The organism is Pleionea sp. WD8-19, assembly GCF_055326765.1.
In genome coordinates this window covers 91,123-110,730 of the sequence record NZ_JBUZOU010000001.1, presented here as the reverse complement: position 1 = coordinate 110,730, position 19,608 = coordinate 91,123, and the positions used below count along the sequence as shown (strand labels likewise).

The following is a 19,608-nucleotide window of genomic DNA, read 5'->3' as shown; positions in this document are numbered from 1 at the left end:
CATGCTGGTTAGTCCAAAACATTCTTTAAGAACTTAGAACTTAGAACTTAGAACTTAGAACTTAGAACTTAGAACTTGGAACCTAAATACCCCTGGGCGTGAGCCCAAGCTTTTACCGCAACCAGGTCAAATTCCCACTCTCGCCCCAGACTGCCTTGATGAATCACCGGCATACCTTCTTTGATCCAGGCATCCAGTTGGGCACGATTGATATCCAACATCAGCGTTAATTGGTATTTACCGACAACCTTGTCTTGCCATTGCTCATTACCTTCGCTTTCTGCGCGGCGTTGGTTGCGTCGTTTGGCTTGTCGTAAATAATTGGAGGACTTCATCTTCTTACTCCGGGTTACACCCTTCTATTAACCAATAGTTCAAAAAAACAGCAATTTCCACTCAAACTCTCATTCGCAACAATGCGTAACGACTTGTTGGTTGCAAAAAGAGGTAAACGCTTGAGCCTAGGCTAAACGTGCGGTCGAATGACGGGATTCGAATCTTCAATATGAAAATGGAATCATTACCGCTACAATAAGTGGATAATTTCAAACGATTCAAAGAGTTGGACTAAGTGAGCAAGGATCCCATCATTCAGGTGGAACAATTAACCACACACTACGGTGAGCGCCTTATCCTCGATCATCTGGATCTTGAGGTTCATCGTGGTGAAGTTCTGGTGATTATGGGAGCCAGTGGATCCGGTAAAAGTACGTTGCTGCGAACCTTGCTAGGCTTAAACAAACCGTCCAGCGGTAAAGTGACCATTATGGGGGTGGATGTGACTCACGCATCTCACCGACAACTTTATCAATTGCGTCGTAATATGGGTGTGGCTTTCCAAGGTGGTGCTTTATTTGGCAATCTGTCGTTGATAGACAATGTACAACTGCCTTTAAAAGAACACACCAACCTCGATCTCAATACCATTCGAATCATGAGTCGAATGAAACTGGACATGATGAACCTGAGCGGTTTCGATGATCTCATGCCAGCAGAATTGTCTGGGGGTATGGTCAAACGGGCGGCATTGGCACGAGCGGTGATAATGGATCCGGAATTGTTGTTTTTCGATGAACCGTCTGCCGGACTGGACCCTGTTGTTGCTGCGGAGCTCGATGAATACATTTTGGAGCTGAAAAAGTCGATGGACATGACCATTGTTGTGGTCACTCACGAATTAGAAAGTGCGTTTCGCATCGCTGATCGCATCGCCATTTTGGATAAAGGTAAAATGTTAATCACCGGTACGGTCGATGAAGTGAAGCAGAGCAATCATCAACAGGTGCAAAACTTGTTAAACCGAAGGCCCTCGCGGCAGCAGTTGTCACCTGAGGAATACCTCGAAGTACTGACCCGTGTTCAGGCAGGGCGACCACACCGAGGGCATATTGATGATTAGAGTGATATCGCGCGTTGGCAACCGGGTGATTGAAAACTGCGAACACATTGGTCAACTCACCTTATTTCTGTTGCAGGTGATTCCAAAAATGTTCATGTTGCCAATGCGCTATCGGGCGTTGTTGCAGCAAATGTATTTTATCGGTGCAAAATCCACGTTTGTGATTGTGCTCGCCAGTTTAACGGTTGGGCTGGTGTTGGGGTTGCGACTCTATTTTGAGTTTGAACAGTTTGGCGTATCGGATCGGCTTGGCAGCGTGGTGGCTCTCAGTATGATCACCGAAATGGGGCCGGTTTTTTCCGCGCTTTTATTAACCGGTCGGGCCGGATCGGCCATGTGTGCCGAAGTCGGTATCATGCGCAGCGACGAGCAACTCGATGCGTTGGAATGCATGGCCATCGACCCCTATAAATTTTTAATGGTGCCCAAGTTTTGGGCAACGTTAATATCACTGCCTATTTTAGTGGCGATTAGCGATGTGGTGGGCATTATGGGTGGTTACATCGCCAGTGTTGTGATGTTTGATGTGTCTTCGGGTGCTTATTTTCAAAGTATGTTTGGAGCTATTGGCTGGCACGAGTTGAACATGGGGCTTGTTAAGTCGTTGGTATTCGCTCTGCTTATTGTCTGGATTTCTACCGGTAAAGGTTATTTGTTACACCTGGACAAACAAGGAGCTTACGGAGCAGAAGGGGTTAGTCGGGTAACCACGCAGGCGGTCGTGATGACATCGGTGTCGATTTTATTCGCAGATTATTTAATTTCTGCATTTATGATGTAGTTCGAGTTAACTGAGGCTTTACACAATCATGAATAAATTAAAACTGGAATTTTTTGTTGGCCTGTTCGTGATCGCAGGGTTGGTTGCTGTCAGTTATATGGCTGTGAAAATGGGCGACATCGGCTTTTTTGAAGAGCAAAGCCGTTATCAAGTTACCGGTCGATTCGATTCCGTTTCCGGTTTAAAAGAAGGTGCAGCCGTAGAAATGGCTGGCGTAAAAGTCGGAAAAGTGACGCAAATTGAGTTTGATGCCGAACGTTTTCAAGCGGTCGTAACAATGGAAATTCCCAATCATATTAAACTGACCACCGACTCGGTCGCATCGATTCGCACTTCAGGAATCATTGGTGATAAATTCATCAAGGTCAGTGTAGGTGGTGAAGAGGAATACCTCGAAGATGGCAGTGAGTTTGAGCAGACCGAGTCTTCACTGGATATTGAAGAGCTCATCGGTAAGTTTATTTTTAATGCCGATAAAGAAGGGTAATCTCTGTATTGTACGGATGCTAAAATTAGCGGTCTTGTAGTAGAATAGCGTCTTTTGACGCTATTTTCTTTTGGGAAGACTTCCCAAATAAAATTAACTGGAATCAAGCATGAGTCACACAACCGAAAAGCCGAAAAACTTTATCCGTCAAATCATCGATCATGATCTGGAGACGGGCAAGCACCAGCAGGTTGTTACGCGCTTCCCTCCGGAGCCTAATGGCTTTTTACATGTGGGGCACGCCAAGTCGATTTGTCTCAACTTCGGAGTTGCGAAAGATTACCAAGGGCAGTGTAATTTAAGGTTTGATGATACTAATCCGGCGAAAGAAGAAGCGGCTTACGCCGAAGCCATTGCCGAAGATGTGCATTGGCTCGGCTATCAATGGCAAGGTGACATTTGTCATGCGTCAGACTATTTTGAACAACTGTACGGTTATGCGGTGGAGTTGATTGAGAAAGGTTTGGCTTATGTGGATGAGTTATCACCAGAGCAAATCCGAGAGTACCGAGGTACCTTTGAAGTGCCGGGTAAAAACAGTCCGTTTCGTGACCGATCGAAAGAAGAAAGTTTGGCTCTTTTTAAGCGCATGCGCGAAGGTGAGTTTGAAGATGGCAAAATGTGTTTGCGCGCAAAAATCGATATGAAATCGCCGAATATCAACATGCGAGACCCGGTTATATACCGCATCAAACATCAGCACCATCACCGTACCGGCGACGATTGGTGTATTTATCCGATGTACGATTTTACTCATTGTATTTCCGATGCCCTTGAAGGCATTACGCACTCTTTGTGTACTTTGGAGTTTGAAGATCACCGTCCTCTATACGACTGGGTTCTGGACAACATCAGTATCGAATGTCACCCGCAGCAAATAGAATTTTCTCGTTTAAATCTGGAACATACCGTAACCAGCAAGCGAAAACTCAACACCTTAGTCGCGGATAAGCACGTTGATGGTTGGGACGATCCTCGTATGCCGACCATTTCCGGTATGCGTCGTCGTGGTTTTACTGCCGCGGCTATTCGCGATATGTGTGAGCGTGTTGGTATTACTAAAAAAGTAAACACGACGGAAATGGGTGTTCTTGAAAATTGCGTACGTGAAGACCTCGACAAAAATGCTGCGCGGGTTATGGCGGTACTGGATCCATTAAAAATCGTTATTACCAATTATCCGGAAGATAAAGTAGAAGAGTTGATAGCTCCGAATCATCCACAAAAAGAAGAGATGGGAACTCGCACACTTTATATGACACGTGAAGTATTGATTGATCGTGATGATTTTCGTGAAGAAGCGAACAAAAAATACAAACGACTGGTTTTAGGTAAAGAGGTTCGACTGCGAAACAGCTATGTTATTCAAGCGAACGACGTGATCAAAAACGATCAAGGGGACATTATCGAGATACACTGTACTTACGATCCGGAAACTCTGGGTAAAAACCCGGAAGGGCGTAAGCCCAAAGGCGTGATTCATTGGGTTTCAGCCTCGCACTCATTACCGGCAACGGTTCGCTTATACGATCGGTTATTTAATGTACCTAACCCTGGCAGCGTAGAAAATTTTACCGAGTGTTTAAATCCAGACTCGCTACAAATATTGGACAATGTTCGAGTTGAAATGAGTTTGAAAAACGTAAAGCCAGAAACGCGGTTTCAGTTTGAACGAGAAGGGTATTTTTGTTCCGATCGGTATGAGTGTAAGCCCGATCATTTAGTTTTTAATCGAACCGTCACGCTCAGAGACAGCTGGGCTAAAATTGAGAATAAAGGTTAAAGTTTATAATCAGTCCAAGTGCGGTTTTCCTATAGGCTCCATGCACACACCGTTTAATATAAAGGCTTCTACCCCGCATCGGCATATTACGCTGTTTAAGGAGAAGCCTTTTTAAAATGCGATATAATTTGTTTGTTTCATTAAACTGAGTTGCTATGAAAAAGCTGATCACTTTGATGTGCCTATTGGTTCAACCCGTTGTCGCCCTAGATTACGCTTTGGCCTATCAACAAAGTCGTAGTGAAAGTCATTTTGGATTACCGGTCCAAAGTGAATTTAAAGTTCACAGCCTTCAGTTTTCTGCTGAATGGGATCGTTACTTTTTTGATTTTTCTTTGCCCTATACCGAAATTAAAGGACCAGCAGCGTTATTACGGATGATACCTTTACGATATTTTGTTCGATTGGACAGTGATCGTCGGCGAGAGTTTTTGCGACTATTAGGCATTCACACGGTCGATCAAATTGCTCAGTTTGAAATCTCTGGAACCAGTGACGTCACTTTATCCCCCGGTATCGTGTTAACGGATGAATTTTTCGACTTGTATCAGTTGTCTCTTTCTTTGGATGTTAAGCTCGATAATGGTGATGAACGTAAAGGTTTAGGAACGGGTAGCAAAGACTATACGTTACGAATGAATTATCAATATTTTTTTGAACAGTGGACTCCCGAAATTGCATTGGGGTATGTAAAAACAGGTGAACACGGTCGGCTTAATAACGAAGACTTCTTTTTTATTCAAAGTGGGGCTCACTATAACATTACTGAGTTATCGAGTGCTGGGTTGGGTCTATATTATGGTAACTTGAAGGAAGATAACATTAAGCAATTGGATTTTTCACTGAGTTATACTTTCCAGCAAATGAGCAGTATTTCATTAATACGCAGCAAAGGGTTGAATGACTCTTCACTCGACGATACTTGGACTTTAGGTGTAAGTTTCTACTTTTAGTGCTCTAGAAAACGATACCGTGTATTGAATATTATGCGATCGGAATCGCATTTTTGTTTTCAATAGTCGACTTCAATTGAGTCGTTAGAAACGTTCTCTTTTTCAATCAATAATATCTTTTGATCCAATGATTTGTTTTGCTCTAAAAAGTTAAACCATAAGTTGCTCCAGGTATTCCAATTGTGCGCGCCAGGTTGTTGCTGAAAGTAACCATTATTAGCAATACCTTTCAGTTGTTCGATAGCGCCGGTTAATTTATCTTGTTCACCGTATAAAATAACGTAGGGTACATTTTGTTGGCTCACCAACCACTGTGCGGGCCCTATATTTTCTCTAGGCCATTGTGATTTTGGCCGATCGATAAATGAAGCAAAGTTGTTAAACCCAAGATAAGGAGCCAATAAAACCAAGTCATCGATATACTGCTCAGCATGTTGCGCCGTTAACAGTGCGCCAAATCCACCAATCGAGTTTCCCGTTAAAAAGATTCGTTGGTATCCCATTTGTGCTGCCGGCTGAATCACATCCGTCAACATTCTCGGGATAATTTGTCGCTGCCAATAATAATTAGGGTGGAGATCGACGGTGATCACATCGAATGAAGGGTAATGGTGCAAAAGGCTTTGAACCCATTGTTGCTCTAAAAAGTCATTGGGTGAGTCGCCAACGCCAGGTAAAAAAATCCACAGATTTTTGTGTTGCGATTGAGCGCCATGAAACCAATGCTGTGTTAACGGCACATCAATGGGGCGTACCCACTGGCAAGCGGCAATCAGACTGAAAAGAGAGAGCTGTATTAAAGTTTTTGTGATGTAATCACCCATGCAAATGCGATCCCAGCATAAACGTTTTCTTTTTGCTTCACCAATGGGCTCTCAGCAAATACAGCGCTGTTTAAGTTTCGGTAGCGCAAAAATGCTCCCATCCAAAAATTACCTTGCCTGCGGGTTAATCCAAACATGGTTTGGTATCCGGCGTTGCCTTGTTTGGCTTCGTAGGCGGGTCGTTCGTTAGTGGCGTATTCGGGGGAAACCTCGTAATAGTAACTGTTGAAATCATTGCTGCTGTAAAAATAGCTGGCAGAAGAAACCAGTCGCCAACGCACATCGCGCTGCTCAATGGCATGATCCCATCTTAAACTGGGGGCAAACTCCCAGCCTGCGTAGTCGATTCGTTCAAAGTCTGTTGCAACCGCTAAATGGATGGGGAGCACTACGCGTAATCGAGAATGGCTGCTTCCATATATACGATAGTTAAGGGACGGCCCACCAAGCCCAACCCAGTCTAAGTCGGGCATCCCACGACGTGTTCGATTGTCTTCTGAATTCACCGGTAAAGTACCGGCAAAACTTAAATCAAGTGACCAACGGCTGTTCGTTGCCAAGTGTCGCTTAAGGCCTTCGCGATTGAGGGAAACTTTATCACTGTGATAAATCACATAAGGAAAGGGTAGCGCATAAAAGTTTTTTTCATCACTTCCTGCGTAATGGGGAACATCGATAATGGAAAAGCCGGCCCCAATTTCGTAAAAGTGTTCATTGTTGAGAGGGGCTTCTTCAGCGGCTGTGGAACTCAACAACAGTAAGAAGAGCAGTGCAGATAATAACCGTAGTAATAACGCCATACTATAAAAAACCTAGTACCAAATTTTATTCACGTAATAAACAAGTGCACCTTTCGGGGTTGTCACCTGAACTTCATCGTCCACTTGTTTTTTAATCAGGGCACGGGCCAGTGGAGAATCGATGCTAATGTAGTTTTCATTAAAATCGAACTCGTCTGAACCAACCAGGCGGTAAGTATGCACATCGCCTTGTTCGTTTTCCAGTTCTACCCAGGCCGAAAAAAAAACTTTAGAGCGGTCGCTGGGTTTGTGTTCCACCACTTGCATTTCACTGGTGCGTTTTTGTAAGTAGCGAATACGCCGGTCCATTTCGCGCAGTTGCTTTTTTCGGTAAATGTATTCTGCGTTTTCTGAGCGGTCACCTTCCGCGGCTGCGGCAGCGAGTGCGCGGGTGACTTCTGGTCGTTTGTTTTTCCAAAGATCGGAAAGCTCGTTACGCAAGCGTGTAGCGCCTTCTGGAGTAATCAATGGAGAGCGGCTCATACAGCGAATTTTGGCCCTGAGATTAAGAAGGCTCAATGTTACGTGAGCGATTGTAAGAGTCAAGCCGATCGAAGCTGAAAGCAGTAAGTTCCGTTACTGCATGAATGAAATGTACTGAAGGGGGCTTAAATGGCGGAAGCAGTCTCGATTTCAGATCACACGGTTGATGCGAACTCGCTGTTAGTCGGTTTTAAGCAACTTCGGAGTCAGGCACATTACCCGAAATACGGTAGCCTTTCTTAATGAGTAGGTTGTCTTCAATTGCCACTTTATGGCAAGGCGAACTTTCATTGGTTGGGAGTAAAATTTGCCCGCAACCCGCACATCCGGTGATGTGTATGCGACCTTTGGTAAAAGTGACCCAATGATGATTTGTTGCCATAAGTTTACTCCGCTGGTGAATATTTGTACCAGTTTAGTGCAGGTTGAAAAATAACCATGCCAGCGTAAGGAAACTTATTTTGTAAGCCATTTCTCACATTGGTGTAGGAAGAAGTCCTGTGACCACACCCTAAGCGAAGTTTATTAAATACTCATTAAAAAACAATGAGATACTTTTTAATTGTATGACTCGGATTTTTCTTGGGGATGATTTAGCTCACCCATTTTTGCGATGTCCTTCAAATTAATCGGAATCCAGAAAGCGAATTGAATTGAGGTGACTATACTTTACCAGAGGCCCATCCCATCCGTATCGTAGCTAATGGAAACCGCATTTTCACACATCGACCAACCGCTGCAGCAGTACTTGGACAGCTTCTGCAAGGCAATCGATGAGGATATAGGTGAATCGTCACGAGCACTTTGCTTGCAACTGGGAAGTGATACTGCAATTTGGCGGCAAAGTGTGTCAGAAGATATGGAAAATCAGACGATGATCCCCGCGGTTTTATTGAAAACCCATCCACCGATTTACCTGTTTAACTCCATCAGCGAGATTTTGCTTGGGCAATTGGTTCCGGCAAACCTGTTGCGGCTAAGGCAACCGGAATTCATTAAAACCTTTCATTTGTGGTTAATGCGCTACTGGATGTTGCAGTTTGGACACCAAAAGTACCATCACGAGTTTCAGATGATCATTGAGTTTATTACTCGTGTACTTCGACCTTTCGACGAAAACGCCGGGCGCAGTTTCGAAAACCTGCTGTTAGAATTCAGTGAAGTTTTTACACCCATTGTGCAACAGAAAGCCGACAATCAGCATTTTATTGATCTGCAAAATAAGTTGACTCAAAAGTTCCAGAAAATGCAACAAAAAACCCGTATGTTTGAAGAGCGGGTGATCACCATGGAAAAGCAGCAAGCACAAAACCTAAGTGCCAGCATAGCCGCGCAGAAGTTGATTGCTGAAGTCGCTGCTGGCACTGAATTACCGCATTGGGTTTATCAGTTTGTTTCGGAGCATTGGCAACGTTTGTTCCATTTAAATTTGCTTAAACAGAGCGCTGAAAACGACTTAATTCAACAAGGCCAATCGATGCTCAAAGAGTTAATCGAGTGCTTAAACATCACGGGCTATCAAGAAGTACAACAAGCCTTTGGTGAGCGTATTTTTCCATTGCAATCTAAAATTCGTCACCTGTTTGCTTCCATCGTAATGGATGAGTCCATTCTCGATCAGTTTTTACAACAGCTGGAACAACACTTTGTCTTGTTAATGGAAGGGCAGGAAGACAATCAATCTTGGCTAAGCCTAGAAGTGCCAAACGAGCCTATAGATGAAAACGACACCGAACTGAATCAGCAAGTCATTGCTCAATGTAAAGTTGGAAGTTGGTTTGAGTATCAAAAAAACGATCGCCAATACCGTTGTCGAGTAGTTGAACGCGATGTAGCACTCAGTGTCATTATCTTAGTGAACTATTCCGGTGCTCGTGTGGATGCCATAAACTTTAAACAGGCTGCAAAACTGTTGAGTCAAAAACAACTGATTCCACTCACATTACACAGCCAATTGGAAGAAAAAATTCAACAACTTAAAAGTTACTTAACCACTCAGGCCAATAATATTCAACAGCAACTCGAGGTTAAAGAAAAAGCACAGCTGAAACGGCAAGTGGTTGAGCGTCTTGAGCAGTCGCGAAGAGAGCGGTTACAAATTAAAAAGTCGAAACGCGATGCAGAAAAACGAGCACGAGAATTGGAAAACAAACAACTGCGGTTACAAAAGATCAAAGAAACCGAACGTGTTTTACAAAATCTCGCAGCGGGTTCGACCTTCACTTACCACCAGCAAGACAGCATGATGATCCAGTTTGTGTTGCGTTTGAAGCATTCAGGAAAAATGGTTTTTGTCGACAAACGCGGTGTTAAAGTTGCGCAATGGTTACCGGAAGAAATGGCGGTCTTAATGGTGGATGGTAAGGTCGAGTTACTTGCCAGTCGGCAAAGTAATGAGCAAACCATGGAGCAGATTGTTGCCGCTCAACGAAACAAACGACAGCAATCGTCAACAGGATAAGGTAGGCATCATGAATAAAGACGATAAAGAAATTTCGCAGAGTGAGTTATCGAATGATGAACGACGAGTGGCTCCGCGCAGAGAGCGACAAGCTGCAGTAGATTTTGAAATCAGTTTTCTTGATCAAACCATGGAGTCGGTGAAAGTGAGTTGTCAAACACTCGATATATCGGCAACTGGGCTCAGAGTAAAATTAGCACGAGAATTACCAATCGGATTCATCACCGAGTTGTGTATTGAAAATTCTAAAGGTCAGTTAATGTTACTGTTTGCCGAAGTGCGATGGTGTCGCGCCAGTGACGATGAGTTTGAGTGTGGATTTGAGTTGTTGGATGCTGAAGACTCTGATTTAAGTCACTGGATGCAGCAGGTGGATTAGACAGTTTCGAGTTACCATTTCCTCGCAATTCACTACACCTCTAAGATTTCGAAAACGAATCACCGTATTTTCAAAGGATCAATTGCAAATTTCTCAAAAAGGGATAATAATGAGAACAATTCGTATTTAGGTACTCATTCCCATGACTTTAAAAGACCTGAAACCGGGAGAAAAAGCCATTGTTGCCGGTCTCGATCCCAATCACCCCTCACTGGTTAGCCGTATGGTGGCCTTAGGCATTGTGCCAGGTGAGGAAATTCAAGTCTTACGTCATGCCCCGCTCGGCGATCCTATGCAAGTAAAAGCCGGAGCCACTTTTATCAGCGTCCGTATTGCCGATTCCGAACTCATTCATATTTCTCCTACAGCTTCATGAAAATACTTCTGGTTGGAAACCCCAATTGCGGTAAAACGACCGTTTTTAACCGCCTAACGGGCGCTCGTCAAAAAGTCGGTAACTGGCCGGGTGTCACCGTTGAACGTAAATCCGGAACGATGATACTCGCTTCTGGTGAACGTGTTGAAATCATCGATTTGCCGGGTCTTTATAATCTTGATCAAATCGATGCCGGTAAAGATGAGCAAATTGCAGCGCAATGCTTACATCAAGGCGATTATGACTTAATTCTTAATATTGTTGATGCCAGTAACCTGAATCGAAATCTGGTGCTTACTTCTCAGCTCACCGAACTCGGTAAACCGATGTTGGTTGCAGTGAATATGGTTGATGTAGCACAACAAAAAGGTCTGGAATTGAAGCTGAACTTGCTTCATGAACGGTTGCAGGTTCCGTTAATGCCCGTGGTAGGCTCAAACGGCAAAGGGTTCGAACAACTGCGACAAGAAATTCAGCAATGGTTAACCAAACAGAATGAAACGCAAGCTGAAAAAAGTAAAACAACACAGTCGCCAAAAGCCATTACCGATGAAGATATTCTGGAACGCGGTAAACGTCGCTTTCATCGGGTGAAGTCGCTCACCGAAGGAGTCGTCACCATGGTGCCGGGCAAAGCCGACTGGTCCGAGCGAATCGATCATTGGGTGCTAAATCGCTGGCTCGGTATACCGGTGTTTCTTTTCATGATGTACCTAATGTTTACCATTGCCATAAATTTGGGTGCGGTATTCATCGATTTCTTTGATATTTTGTTCGGCGCTTTTCTGGTGGAAGGTACTGGGCAATTACTGGCTTCGCTTGGTACACCGCAATGGTTGCAGGTGCTATTGGCCAATGGCGTTGGCGGTGGAATACAGTTGGTCGCAACTTTTATTCCCGTGATTGGTGTGCTTTATTTGTGTTTGTCGATTCTGGAAGACAGCGGCTATTTGTCTCGTGCAGCCTTTGTGGTGGATCGGCTGATGGCGAAAATCGGACTGCCCGGTAATGCCTTTGTTCCTTTAATCGTCGGCTTTGGGTGTAATGTACCGGCGGTTATGGCGGCCCGAACCATGAACCGCGAATCGGATCGACTATTGACCATAGTCATGGCACCGTTTATGTCGTGTGGCGCGCGTTTAACAGTTTACGCGCTTTTTGCAGCTGCATTTTTCCCAACCAACGGACAAAATATTGTATTCATGTTGTATTTGGCGGGTATTTTAGTTGCCGTATTATCAGGATGGTTGTTCCGAAAACAAATATTTGCAGCCAAAGCGACACCTTCTTTTATAGAAATGCCGGCTTATCACATTCCAGTGTGGCGCAATATCTTCATTACCACTTGGCAGCGTTTGAAAGGTTTTATTTGGCGTGCTGGAAAAACCATCGTTGTGGTTGTGACTTTGCTTAGCTTTTTAAATTCCATTGGTACCGATGGCAGTTTTGGTAATGAGAACAGCAAAAATTCGGTGTTAAGCAAAATCGGCCAAGTAATTACACCTGCGTTTCAACCGCTTGGAATCAAAGAAGAAAACTGGCCTGCCACGGTTGGCATTTTTACCGGTATGTTTGCTAAAGAGGCCATCGTTGGAACGCTCGATGCGCTTTATGTCGGAGCCGAGTCAGAATTGAGCGAGCTAGACCTGTGGGCGTCAACCAAAGAAGCGTTGCAAACCATTCCAGATAATTTTGCTGGTTTGGCGGGTGCGCTTGGGGATCCGCTAGGGCTATCCAGTGTTGCCGATGCCGAAACGGTGACCGCTGAACAAAATGTGAACCAAGTGACGTTGACCAAAATGGCCAGCTTGTTCGACGGTCAGTTTGGTGCCTTTTGTTACTTGGTACTCATCCTGTTATACACACCTTGTGTGGCCGTTCTGGGTGCAATTAAACGTGAAGCTGGCAGCCTTTGGATGTGGTTGGTTATCGGATGGACGACGTATTTGGCTTACGCGCTGTCCACCAGTTTATATCAGCTCTATCATTGGGCGGATGCACCCGTGTTTGCTAGTGTCTGGATCACGGCGATGGTTGCTGGTTGGCTCTTGTTCGTTCGGATGCTGAAGCATGTTGGTAAGCGTGTTCGTAATGACGATGTTTTTGTGGTGAATTTAGGATAAAGTTCGTAACTCGCAACGGTTACCGCCGGGTTACGCTACGTTTCACCACATTCGATGCATCTAAATTCCTACGATAAAGGGAATGCCCGGAAACAATTCAATTCGAAACTGGACTTGCCAGCCCTCAGTGATCGAGGCGATATCCGTCAGTTGCGAAAAGTCAGAAATGGCATCAAACTTTAGTTTAACGGCCTTCGACTCACCCGCGAGAACGGAAAAGCCGACAATGGCAATATCACTCACGGTTACTTCGTCTTTCACAATCAAAACACGACTGTTTTCAAATACCAGGTCAAATTCTGTCGGATTTTCTATGGTTAACTCAAAACGCAATTGACCAAATGACTTGCCATTAAAAATATTGCTTAATGACGAGTAATCAAAAGCAAACGAGTTCCAGTCAATGCTGTATTGCGCTTTCAGTAACTGGCTTTTATGGTGCATCGATTGCACCAGTCGGCTGTGCAAAACCAGCTCTACTGCAAGTAGTACAAACATGAAAGAGTAAGCGACCACTTTGGTTAATTGAGATACCGGCTTTAAGTGCTTTACTTTTGGCATCAGTACATTGGCCAGATGCGTTCCGGCCGGAATGGCAATGGCGATCAATAACAAATTAACCACAAAAAGTATGATTGACACTTCGAGTAAGTTTAACGACTCAATGCGCATGATCCACTGACTTAATGCAATCGCAGGCAAACTGTAAACCATGCCAAAACATAAAGCGGCAAAAAGATTACGAGTCAGCAATTTATTAATCATTGCGTATTTAATGCGATGTCGTTGGAAAGTGGGCGATATTAAATCCAACGAAAAAGTATAAAACAGAAACAAATAGCTCAGTACTATGGATAACTGATTGGTCCAGTCATAAGGGTAATAGCCTATCCATAAAATTCCGAGTTGCGTGGTGAGGTAAAACAAAAACAGTCGGGTTTCTTCTAACGCCTGCATAGATAACGGAAATTCTTGAGGCACGCCATTCGGAAAACCTTGCTCGGCTTCAAATACAGCGGAGTACTTTTCTTTAATTGGAAATAAGACAATTGAGGCCGCAACCAACGAGCCACTGATTACTGCATTTGCAATCACTTGTTTTGCTTGGCTGCTGAAAAAAAACGCAAACAATTGCTCAGAAATAGTGTGCCAAGCTTGTGGAAACAAGTAATCAAGCAGTTGTTGTTTAAGCGACTCCTGATGGTTCAATAACAAGGCACCGATTGCAGAAAATATTGCCAAGCCTATCAATAGGTATATCAACAGCATTTGCAGCGATTGACGCTTGTGGCGTAAAAGGGTTAATGGCGACTGGATCAGCGCTTGATAAATTTGTATGTGTAGTGGCATGTGGCTCAGTAGGTATTACTTTGTTTTTGAGATTATCTCTTAATGAAATGAATGATGCTAGCTTGAGCGCTCAAGTTAGCACGTGTTGTACAAAATCACACCGATTTTTGTTAGTCGGTTGAGTCCTCAAAATAGTTCTATGACTGGCGAAAAAGTTACCGTTAACTATAGTTATGGCATACCTGTCGTTCTTAAATCACGTGAGCTTGAACGATAATAAAGAGCCTAAAAATACGATATGGAAAGATACTTTCAACCTCGAAAAAGAAGGAATCCATCTTTTTACCGTTGGGTTTATGGTTTTTTAATCGCTTATATTTTATCAATTGCTTTTGTTATTGACCGCATGAATCATCAGCGCTTGATCGATCAATGGCGTAGTGAAGTTCTTGATGAAGTCTCCGTTTTTCGAGCGAAGCTCGAAGGAGAGCTTGCGTCCAATATTCAAACCGTGCATGGTCTGAAAGCGTTAATTCAAGCCGAACCTCAGCTGAACCACAAGCTTTTTGAATCGTTTGCGCGGCCGTTAATTGCAAAAGCAACCGCATTAAAAAATATTGAAACAGCGCCCAATATGGTTGTATCGATGGTTTACCCAATGGAAGGAAACGAAAGAGCACTTGGGCTTAATTACTTGAATTTTCCAAAGCAAAGAAAGGCGGCGAAAGCGGCTCGAGATAGCGGTGAAATCGAATTAACCGAACCCATTGAGTTATTGCAAGGCGGTTGGGGGGTGATTGCAAAAATTCCGGTATTTCTAAAGGAAAATAAACAGAATTTTTGGGGAATGGTATCGGCTGTTATTGACTTGAAAACATTGTTTGAAAGCTCAGGTATCCACTCGTTGGAAAGCAAGTATCAGGTCGCTGTAACGACATCTGGAAACTTACCAAAAACGCCTCCGTTGTGGGGCGACCTCAGTATTTCGAGAAAAAATCCGGTCATTCAAAACATCACTTTTCCAGGAGGAACCTGGAAGATAGCGGCGGTACCGTTAAAGGGATGGCAGTTACCTTCTGCAACGATTTGGTTGCTCAGAAGCACAGTGTTTGGGATCGCTTTTTTGTTAATTGCGATTTTGTATTTTGTATTTAGGGAAATCACAAGTCGTCAACGCAGTGAAGACCTGTTGTTGGCGATGTTTAAGTTATCTCCCATTGGCATTTCGCTAAATGAATATAAAACTGGAAAGTTTATTGAGTTTAATAAAGCGATGTCGATCCCCACTGGCTACAGTAAAGAGGAGCTTAGGGCGTTAAGGAATATTGATATCACACCTGAACGCTATCACGAACAAGAGCAGACGTTAAGTGAAGCATTACTGGAAGCAGGGCGATACGGTCCTTATGAGAAGGAGTTTATCAACAAAGCTGGTGAATGTTACCCGGTATTAGTGAGTGGTGTATTGGTACGCGATGCCGGAGGTAAGCAATATGTGTGGTCTATCGTAGAAGATTTGTCCGAAAGAAATAGAATAGAATACCTTCTCGAAGAAAAAAATAAGCAACTGGAGTTGATCATCAACAGTACCGCCGTTGGTATTTGGGATTGGTCTATTAACAGTGGAGATGTTGTTGTCAACGAGCGTTGGTCAGAAATTTTAGGTTTCCCAAAAAGTGAGATGCCTTCATTGCATATTGATACTTGGATGAGTTTGTTGCATCCGGATGATTTACGTAACTTTAAGTCTTTATTAAATCAACACTGGGATGGAGCGTCGGATTTCTTTTTCTGTGAAGTAAGAGTAAAGCATAAGCGTGGGCATTGGGTTTGGGTACTCATAACCGGAAAAGTTGTAGACTGGATTGAAACCAGTAAGCCGAAGCGCATGATCGGAACTCAACTGGATATTACCAATAAAAAATTGCACGAATTGCAATTATTGCAATCTCGTCAAGAACTGGAAAAGTTTTTCAGTCTTTCAAATAATTTTATGTGTATTGCGAATACCAAAGGGTATTTTGAAAAAATAAACCGTTCATTTACTGAAAGACTGGGGTACAGTGAAGATGAATTACTGTCACACTCTTTTGTTGATTTTATACACCCCGACGATGTTAACGGAACGTTAGAAGAAGTTGGGCGTTTAGCTCAAGGTCAACTTACCGTAAATTTTCAAAATCGCTATCGTAAAAAAAATGGCGAATATATTCATTTAAACTGGCATGCTGCACCCGACGTCGAAACAGGACAAATCTACGCCTCTGCATTTGATATTACGGACATAAAAAATACCGAAAAAGAGTTGTTAAAGCTTTCTAAAATTGCCAGTCAAACCGACAATATTGTCATTATTTGTGATATTGAAGGAAAAGTTGAGTGGGTGAACGAAGCCTTTATTCGAAGTTCTGGCTATTCATTGAAAGAAGTAAGAGGTAGAAAGCCTGGTGAGTTTTTGCAAGGCCAAGGTTCTGATCCCAATACCGTCAAGTATATGAGCGAAGCATTGAAGCGGCAGTATCCATTTCATGTTGAAACCTTGAACTATCATAAAAATGGCACACCCTACTGGGTTGACTTGCGTTGCAGTCCGTTACGTGACGAATTTGGAAAAGTTCAAGGGTATATTGGAATGGAAATGGATATTACACAACAAAAGAAATTTGAAGAAAAACTGCTTTGGCATCAAAAAATACTGGAAGCGATGAGTGAGCAAGGTCGTATTGGTGGATGGGAGTTAAGCCTGAAAGACAATAGCATGTTTTTCACTTCTATGATGCAGCAAATTCTTGAAATCGAAGCGGATTATTTTCCCGATTTACAAACGTACATTCAATTTTATAAAGAGGGTGAAAACCGAAATAGAATTAAGACAACTTTGCAAAACACTATCGCGACGGGTAATGCATTTTGTGAAGAGTTACAATTAATTACGGCAGGAGGCCGTGAAATTTGGGTTTCGGTTACGGGCCAAGTCGAAGTGAAAGACGAACAGCCCGTACGTCTATTCGGTTCCTTTCAAGATATTGACCAGCGAAAAAGAGATCAATTGTCTACCGAGAAAGTTTCCATGCTCAACCAAGCACTTGCTAGTTTAACTATCAACGAATCGGTTTTAAAAGGTGATCTGGAATCAGGTAAGCAAGTGATTACACGATTAATGTGTGAAACACTTGACATTGAACGAGCAAGCATCTGGTTATTTTCTGATGATGAAGCATCAATGCGTTGTATCGTATTGTTTGAGAGAAGTAAAAGTCGTTTCAGTGAAGGAATGGTATTGAATCGAAAGAATTTTCCTAACTACTTTTCTACCATGCAATCGCAAGCTCATGTGGTTGCAAATGATGCACTGACGCATCCTGCTACCATTGAATTTGCAGAGAGTTATTTGATTCCGCTTGGTGTTAGCTCAATGTTGGATGCGGTCATTCCAGGAGGAAAGGGAATTAAAGGTGTTGTTTGTGCTGAACACGTTGGACTCAAGCGAGTTTGGACACAAGCGGAAGAGTCTTTCGTTATTGCTATTGGTACCATAGTGGGTGGTATTTATTCGTTTGAACAAAGAAAGTTAGCCGAAAAAGAACTCATTGATGCGAAGGAGCAGGCTGAAGCTGCTGCAAAAGCGAAAAGCGAATTTCTTGCCAGTATGAGCCATGAGATTCGCACACCCATGAATGGTGTCATGGGTATGCTTGAGTTACTGCAACAAACCACTCTCGATGACAGTCAACAGCATCAAGTGTCACTGGCTCACTCTTCCGCCGAAAGTTTACTCACATTATTAAATGACATTCTCGACTTTTCAAAAATTGACGCGGGTAAATTAACGCTGGAACAAGTGGACTTTAACTTACCTAATTTATTTGACTCGGTACTGGAGCTTTTGGCACTGAGAGCTGAGCGCAAAGGAATTGAGTTAATACTTGACCTTCGAAATGTCGCTCAAAGTACGGTAAAGGGGGATCCGGGTCGTATTCGGCAAATTCTTGTGAACTTGATTGGTAATGCAATTAAGTTTACAGAACAAGGAGAAATACTTGTTAAAGCCAGTTTGAAAACACTATCGGATGGTCAACTTAAATTGACCTGTCGTGTACGTGATACAGGAATCGGCATTGCTGAAGAGAATATTGGGCGCTTATTTGAAGCTTTCACACAAGAAGATACCTCGACCACAAGGCGATTTGGTGGTACCGGCTTAGGTTTAGCCATTGTAAAACAATTATGTGAATTAATGGGAGGCCGTATATCTGTTACAAGTGAGCTTGGTAAGGGAAGCGAGTTTTGCTTCGATCTTTTATTGCATGAGGCTGGCAATCAGAAAGTGGCGTTGCCGGAATCTCGATTAAAAGCGGTAAAGATTTTGTTAATTGATGACAGTAACACACAGCGGGAAGTGTTAAAGGATCAATTACAACGCTGGGGGGCTACCGTTGAGGAAGTCGCCAATGCGACAGATGCGTTAAATTTACTTCAGTTTCACCATGACTTCAAAATAGCAATAATTGATCATCAAATGCCGGGTATTTCTGGTGATGAACTAGGACGACGTATACGGAGCTTGCCTTTTTTGGATCATATGCGTCTGGTTATTCTTACCTCTGTTTCGCAACGTGGTGATGCTCGTGAATTGGCGGATATTGGCTTTGAAGCTTACCTACCAAAACCGCCAAAACCATCGGATCTCTATTACACGCTCAACATTTTAATAGAAGGCGGAAAGCTGTTAACGCAAGCGTCGCCTCTTGTCACCCGTCATTATGTTAATGAACTCAACCGCGAGCGTAAGAAAAAAGCAAACGGAGAACTGCTGAATGTATCGGTAGGTGGTGGTTCTCGTGGACGTGTGCTTTTGGTTGAAGACAATAAAGTCAACCAAATGGTTGCGCTGGCAATGCTCAAAAAACTCGGCTTTGAGGTCGATTTAGCCAATAATGGCAATGAAGCCATTGAACGCCTGAGCAAATCACCCACGGTAAATCACTATGAACTTGTTTTAATGGACTGCCAGATGCCGGAATTGGATGGTTATGAAGCCACTCGTCGAATTCGCAATAATATTGCAGGAGAGTCGGCAGCGAATGTTACCATTATTGCTTTAACCGCAAACGCTATGGAGGGCGACCGAGAAAAGTGCTTGGCCGCCGGAATGGACGATTATATCAGTAAGCCGTTAACGGTTGATGCGTTGGAAAGCAAAATTAATTTTTGGTCGCACAGTGACTGAAGCTTAAGGACTAAATTTTAAAAGAATGAACACACCTGAGGTGTATTTATCCTTTGAAAAAGCGATGATTTTGGATGGCACTTATCCACCTTTTTTAATTGGCTTTGACAACCTATTTTAAAAATACATCTAAATAGCCTTTACGTTATTCTCGGGTTTAAAAAAAGTATTAAGCGGAATGAGCATATTTATGTTTTTAGAAATCATTTTACTTTCTATCCTTTAAAACCAGAGTTAAA

The 19,608-nt window shown here is 43.2% G+C and carries 16 protein-coding genes; 10 read left to right on the top strand and 6 right to left on the bottom strand.

All coding sequences use genetic code 11. The features are described from left to right. Nucleotides 1-68: 68 nt before the first annotated feature. Nucleotides 69-335, bottom strand: coding sequence for a hypothetical protein (locus ACTUJY_RS00425; protein WP_463614057.1), 267 nt, complete (start codon nucleotides 333-335; stop codon nucleotides 69-71). Between the two features lie 236 nt (nucleotides 336-571). Here ACTUJY_RS00425 and ACTUJY_RS00420 point away from each other — a divergent pair, with 236 nt between their 5' ends. The 5 genes from ACTUJY_RS00420 (at nucleotide 572) to ACTUJY_RS00400 (ending at nucleotide 5,403) form a co-directional block, all read left to right on the top strand. Next, a complete protein-coding gene (locus ACTUJY_RS00420; RefSeq protein WP_463614056.1) occupies nucleotides 572-1,399 on the top strand; it encodes an ABC transporter ATP-binding protein in 828 nt (275 codons plus the stop codon). Further along, nucleotides 1,392-2,180, top strand: coding sequence for an MlaE family ABC transporter permease (locus ACTUJY_RS00415; RefSeq protein ID WP_463614055.1), 789 nt, complete (start codon nucleotides 1,392-1,394; stop codon nucleotides 2,178-2,180). Before ACTUJY_RS00420 ends, ACTUJY_RS00415 begins: the two co-directional genes overlap by 8 nt. A 28-nt stretch (nucleotides 2,181-2,208) precedes the next feature. After that, entirely contained in the window at nucleotides 2,209-2,667 is a 459-nt protein-coding gene (gene mlaD, locus ACTUJY_RS00410) for an outer membrane lipid asymmetry maintenance protein MlaD (protein ID WP_463614054.1), read from the top strand. 109 nt (nucleotides 2,668-2,776) lie between these two features. Beyond that, on the top strand, nucleotides 2,777-4,450 hold the full coding sequence (locus tag ACTUJY_RS00405; protein WP_463614053.1) for a glutamine--tRNA ligase/YqeY domain fusion protein: 1,674 nt from the start codon (nucleotides 2,777-2,779) through the stop codon (nucleotides 4,448-4,450). A 155-nt stretch (nucleotides 4,451-4,605) separates the two neighbouring features. Beyond that, the gene (locus ACTUJY_RS00400; RefSeq protein WP_463614052.1) at nucleotides 4,606-5,403 is read left to right on the top strand and encodes a transporter; all 798 of its coding nucleotides are present in this window, start codon (nucleotides 4,606-4,608) and stop codon (nucleotides 5,401-5,403) included. A gap of 59 nt (nucleotides 5,404-5,462) precedes the next feature. Here ACTUJY_RS00400 and ACTUJY_RS00395 read toward each other — a convergent pair whose 3' ends face one another. From ACTUJY_RS00395 to ACTUJY_RS00380, 4 genes are all read right to left on the bottom strand, one after another. Continuing rightward, on the bottom strand, nucleotides 5,463-6,227 hold the full coding sequence (locus ACTUJY_RS00395; protein ID WP_463614051.1) for an alpha/beta fold hydrolase: 765 nt from the start codon (nucleotides 6,225-6,227) through the stop codon (nucleotides 5,463-5,465). Then, nucleotides 6,200-7,027: a MipA/OmpV family protein gene (locus tag ACTUJY_RS00390; RefSeq protein ID WP_463614050.1), complete on the bottom strand. Its 828-nt coding sequence runs from the start codon at nucleotides 7,025-7,027 to the stop codon at nucleotides 6,200-6,202. The genes ACTUJY_RS00395 and ACTUJY_RS00390 overlap by 28 nt, the downstream gene beginning before the upstream one ends. A gap of 12 nt (nucleotides 7,028-7,039) precedes the next feature. Further along, on the bottom strand, nucleotides 7,040-7,510 hold the full coding sequence (gene greB, locus ACTUJY_RS00385; protein ID WP_463614049.1) for a transcription elongation factor GreB: 471 nt from the start codon (nucleotides 7,508-7,510) through the stop codon (nucleotides 7,040-7,042). A 190-nt stretch (nucleotides 7,511-7,700) separates the two neighbouring features. Beyond that, nucleotides 7,701-7,892 carry a hypothetical protein gene (locus tag ACTUJY_RS00380; RefSeq protein ID WP_463614048.1) on the bottom strand — a complete coding sequence of 64 codons (192 nt, stop codon included), beginning with the start codon at nucleotides 7,890-7,892 and terminating at the stop codon, nucleotides 7,701-7,703. 321 nt (nucleotides 7,893-8,213) lie between these two features. Here ACTUJY_RS00380 and ACTUJY_RS00375 point away from each other — a divergent pair, with 321 nt between their 5' ends. The 4 genes from ACTUJY_RS00375 to feoB all read left to right on the top strand — a co-directional run bounded on the left by ACTUJY_RS00375 (nucleotide 8,214) and on the right by feoB (nucleotide 12,849). Continuing rightward, nucleotides 8,214-9,971: a DUF1631 family protein gene (locus ACTUJY_RS00375; RefSeq protein ID WP_463614047.1), complete on the top strand. Its 1,758-nt coding sequence runs from the start codon at nucleotides 8,214-8,216 to the stop codon at nucleotides 9,969-9,971. Between the two features lie 10 nt (nucleotides 9,972-9,981). After that, a complete protein-coding gene (locus ACTUJY_RS00370; RefSeq protein WP_463614046.1) occupies nucleotides 9,982-10,350 on the top strand; it encodes a PilZ domain-containing protein in 369 nt (122 codons plus the stop codon). A 142-nt stretch (nucleotides 10,351-10,492) separates the two neighbouring features. Then, nucleotides 10,493-10,726: a FeoA family protein gene (locus ACTUJY_RS00365; RefSeq protein ID WP_463614045.1), complete on the top strand. Its 234-nt coding sequence runs from the start codon at nucleotides 10,493-10,495 to the stop codon at nucleotides 10,724-10,726. Beyond that, nucleotides 10,723-12,849: a ferrous iron transport protein B gene (gene feoB / locus ACTUJY_RS00360; RefSeq protein WP_463614044.1), complete on the top strand. Its 2,127-nt coding sequence runs from the start codon at nucleotides 10,723-10,725 to the stop codon at nucleotides 12,847-12,849. Before ACTUJY_RS00365 ends, feoB begins: the two co-directional genes overlap by 4 nt. 60 nt (nucleotides 12,850-12,909) lie before the next feature. Here feoB and ACTUJY_RS00355 read toward each other — a convergent pair whose 3' ends face one another. Beyond that, complete coding sequence (locus tag ACTUJY_RS00355) at nucleotides 12,910-14,199, bottom strand: hypothetical protein (RefSeq protein ID WP_463614043.1); 1,290 nt, start codon at nucleotides 14,197-14,199, stop codon at nucleotides 12,910-12,912. Between the two features lie 238 nt (nucleotides 14,200-14,437). On the opposite strand from ACTUJY_RS00355, the gene ACTUJY_RS00350 reads away from it, so the two are divergent. Further along, a complete protein-coding gene (locus ACTUJY_RS00350) occupies nucleotides 14,438-19,369 on the top strand; it encodes a PAS domain S-box protein (RefSeq protein ID WP_463614042.1) in 4,932 nt (1,643 codons plus the stop codon). The last annotated feature ends 239 nt before the right edge of the window (nucleotides 19,370-19,608 follow it).

Excerpts from the sequence above, each read along its gene's own strand:
- ACTUJY_RS00425 (WP_463614057.1), bottom strand. The coding sequence starts at position 335 with ATGAAGTCCTCCAATTATTTACGACAAGCCAAACGACGCAACCAACGC.
- ACTUJY_RS00415 (WP_463614055.1), top strand. The coding sequence starts at position 1,392 with ATGATTAGAGTGATATCGCGCGTTGGCAACCGGGTGATTGAAAACTGC.
- mlaD (WP_463614054.1), top strand. The coding sequence starts at position 2,209 with ATGAATAAATTAAAACTGGAATTTTTTGTTGGCCTGTTCGTGATCGCA.
- ACTUJY_RS00405 (WP_463614053.1), top strand. The coding sequence starts at position 2,777 with ATGAGTCACACAACCGAAAAGCCGAAAAACTTTATCCGTCAAATCATC.
- ACTUJY_RS00400 (WP_463614052.1), top strand. The coding sequence starts at position 4,606 with ATGAAAAAGCTGATCACTTTGATGTGCCTATTGGTTCAACCCGTTGTC.
- ACTUJY_RS00395 (WP_463614051.1), bottom strand. The coding sequence starts at position 6,227 with ATGGGTGATTACATCACAAAAACTTTAATACAGCTCTCTCTTTTCAGT.
- ACTUJY_RS00390 (WP_463614050.1), bottom strand. The coding sequence starts at position 7,027 with ATGGCGTTATTACTACGGTTATTATCTGCACTGCTCTTCTTACTGTTG.
- greB (WP_463614049.1), bottom strand. The coding sequence starts at position 7,510 with ATGAGCCGCTCTCCATTGATTACTCCAGAAGGCGCTACACGCTTGCGT.
- ACTUJY_RS00380 (WP_463614048.1), bottom strand. The coding sequence starts at position 7,892 with ATGGCAACAAATCATCATTGGGTCACTTTTACCAAAGGTCGCATACAC.
- ACTUJY_RS00375 (WP_463614047.1), top strand. The coding sequence starts at position 8,214 with ATGGAAACCGCATTTTCACACATCGACCAACCGCTGCAGCAGTACTTG.
- ACTUJY_RS00370 (WP_463614046.1), top strand. The coding sequence starts at position 9,982 with ATGAATAAAGACGATAAAGAAATTTCGCAGAGTGAGTTATCGAATGAT.
- ACTUJY_RS00365 (WP_463614045.1), top strand. The coding sequence starts at position 10,493 with ATGACTTTAAAAGACCTGAAACCGGGAGAAAAAGCCATTGTTGCCGGT.
- feoB (WP_463614044.1), top strand. The coding sequence starts at position 10,723 with ATGAAAATACTTCTGGTTGGAAACCCCAATTGCGGTAAAACGACCGTT.
- ACTUJY_RS00355 (WP_463614043.1), bottom strand. The coding sequence starts at position 14,199 with ATGCCACTACACATACAAATTTATCAAGCGCTGATCCAGTCGCCATTA.
- ACTUJY_RS00350 (WP_463614042.1), top strand. The coding sequence starts at position 14,438 with ATGGAAAGATACTTTCAACCTCGAAAAAGAAGGAATCCATCTTTTTAC.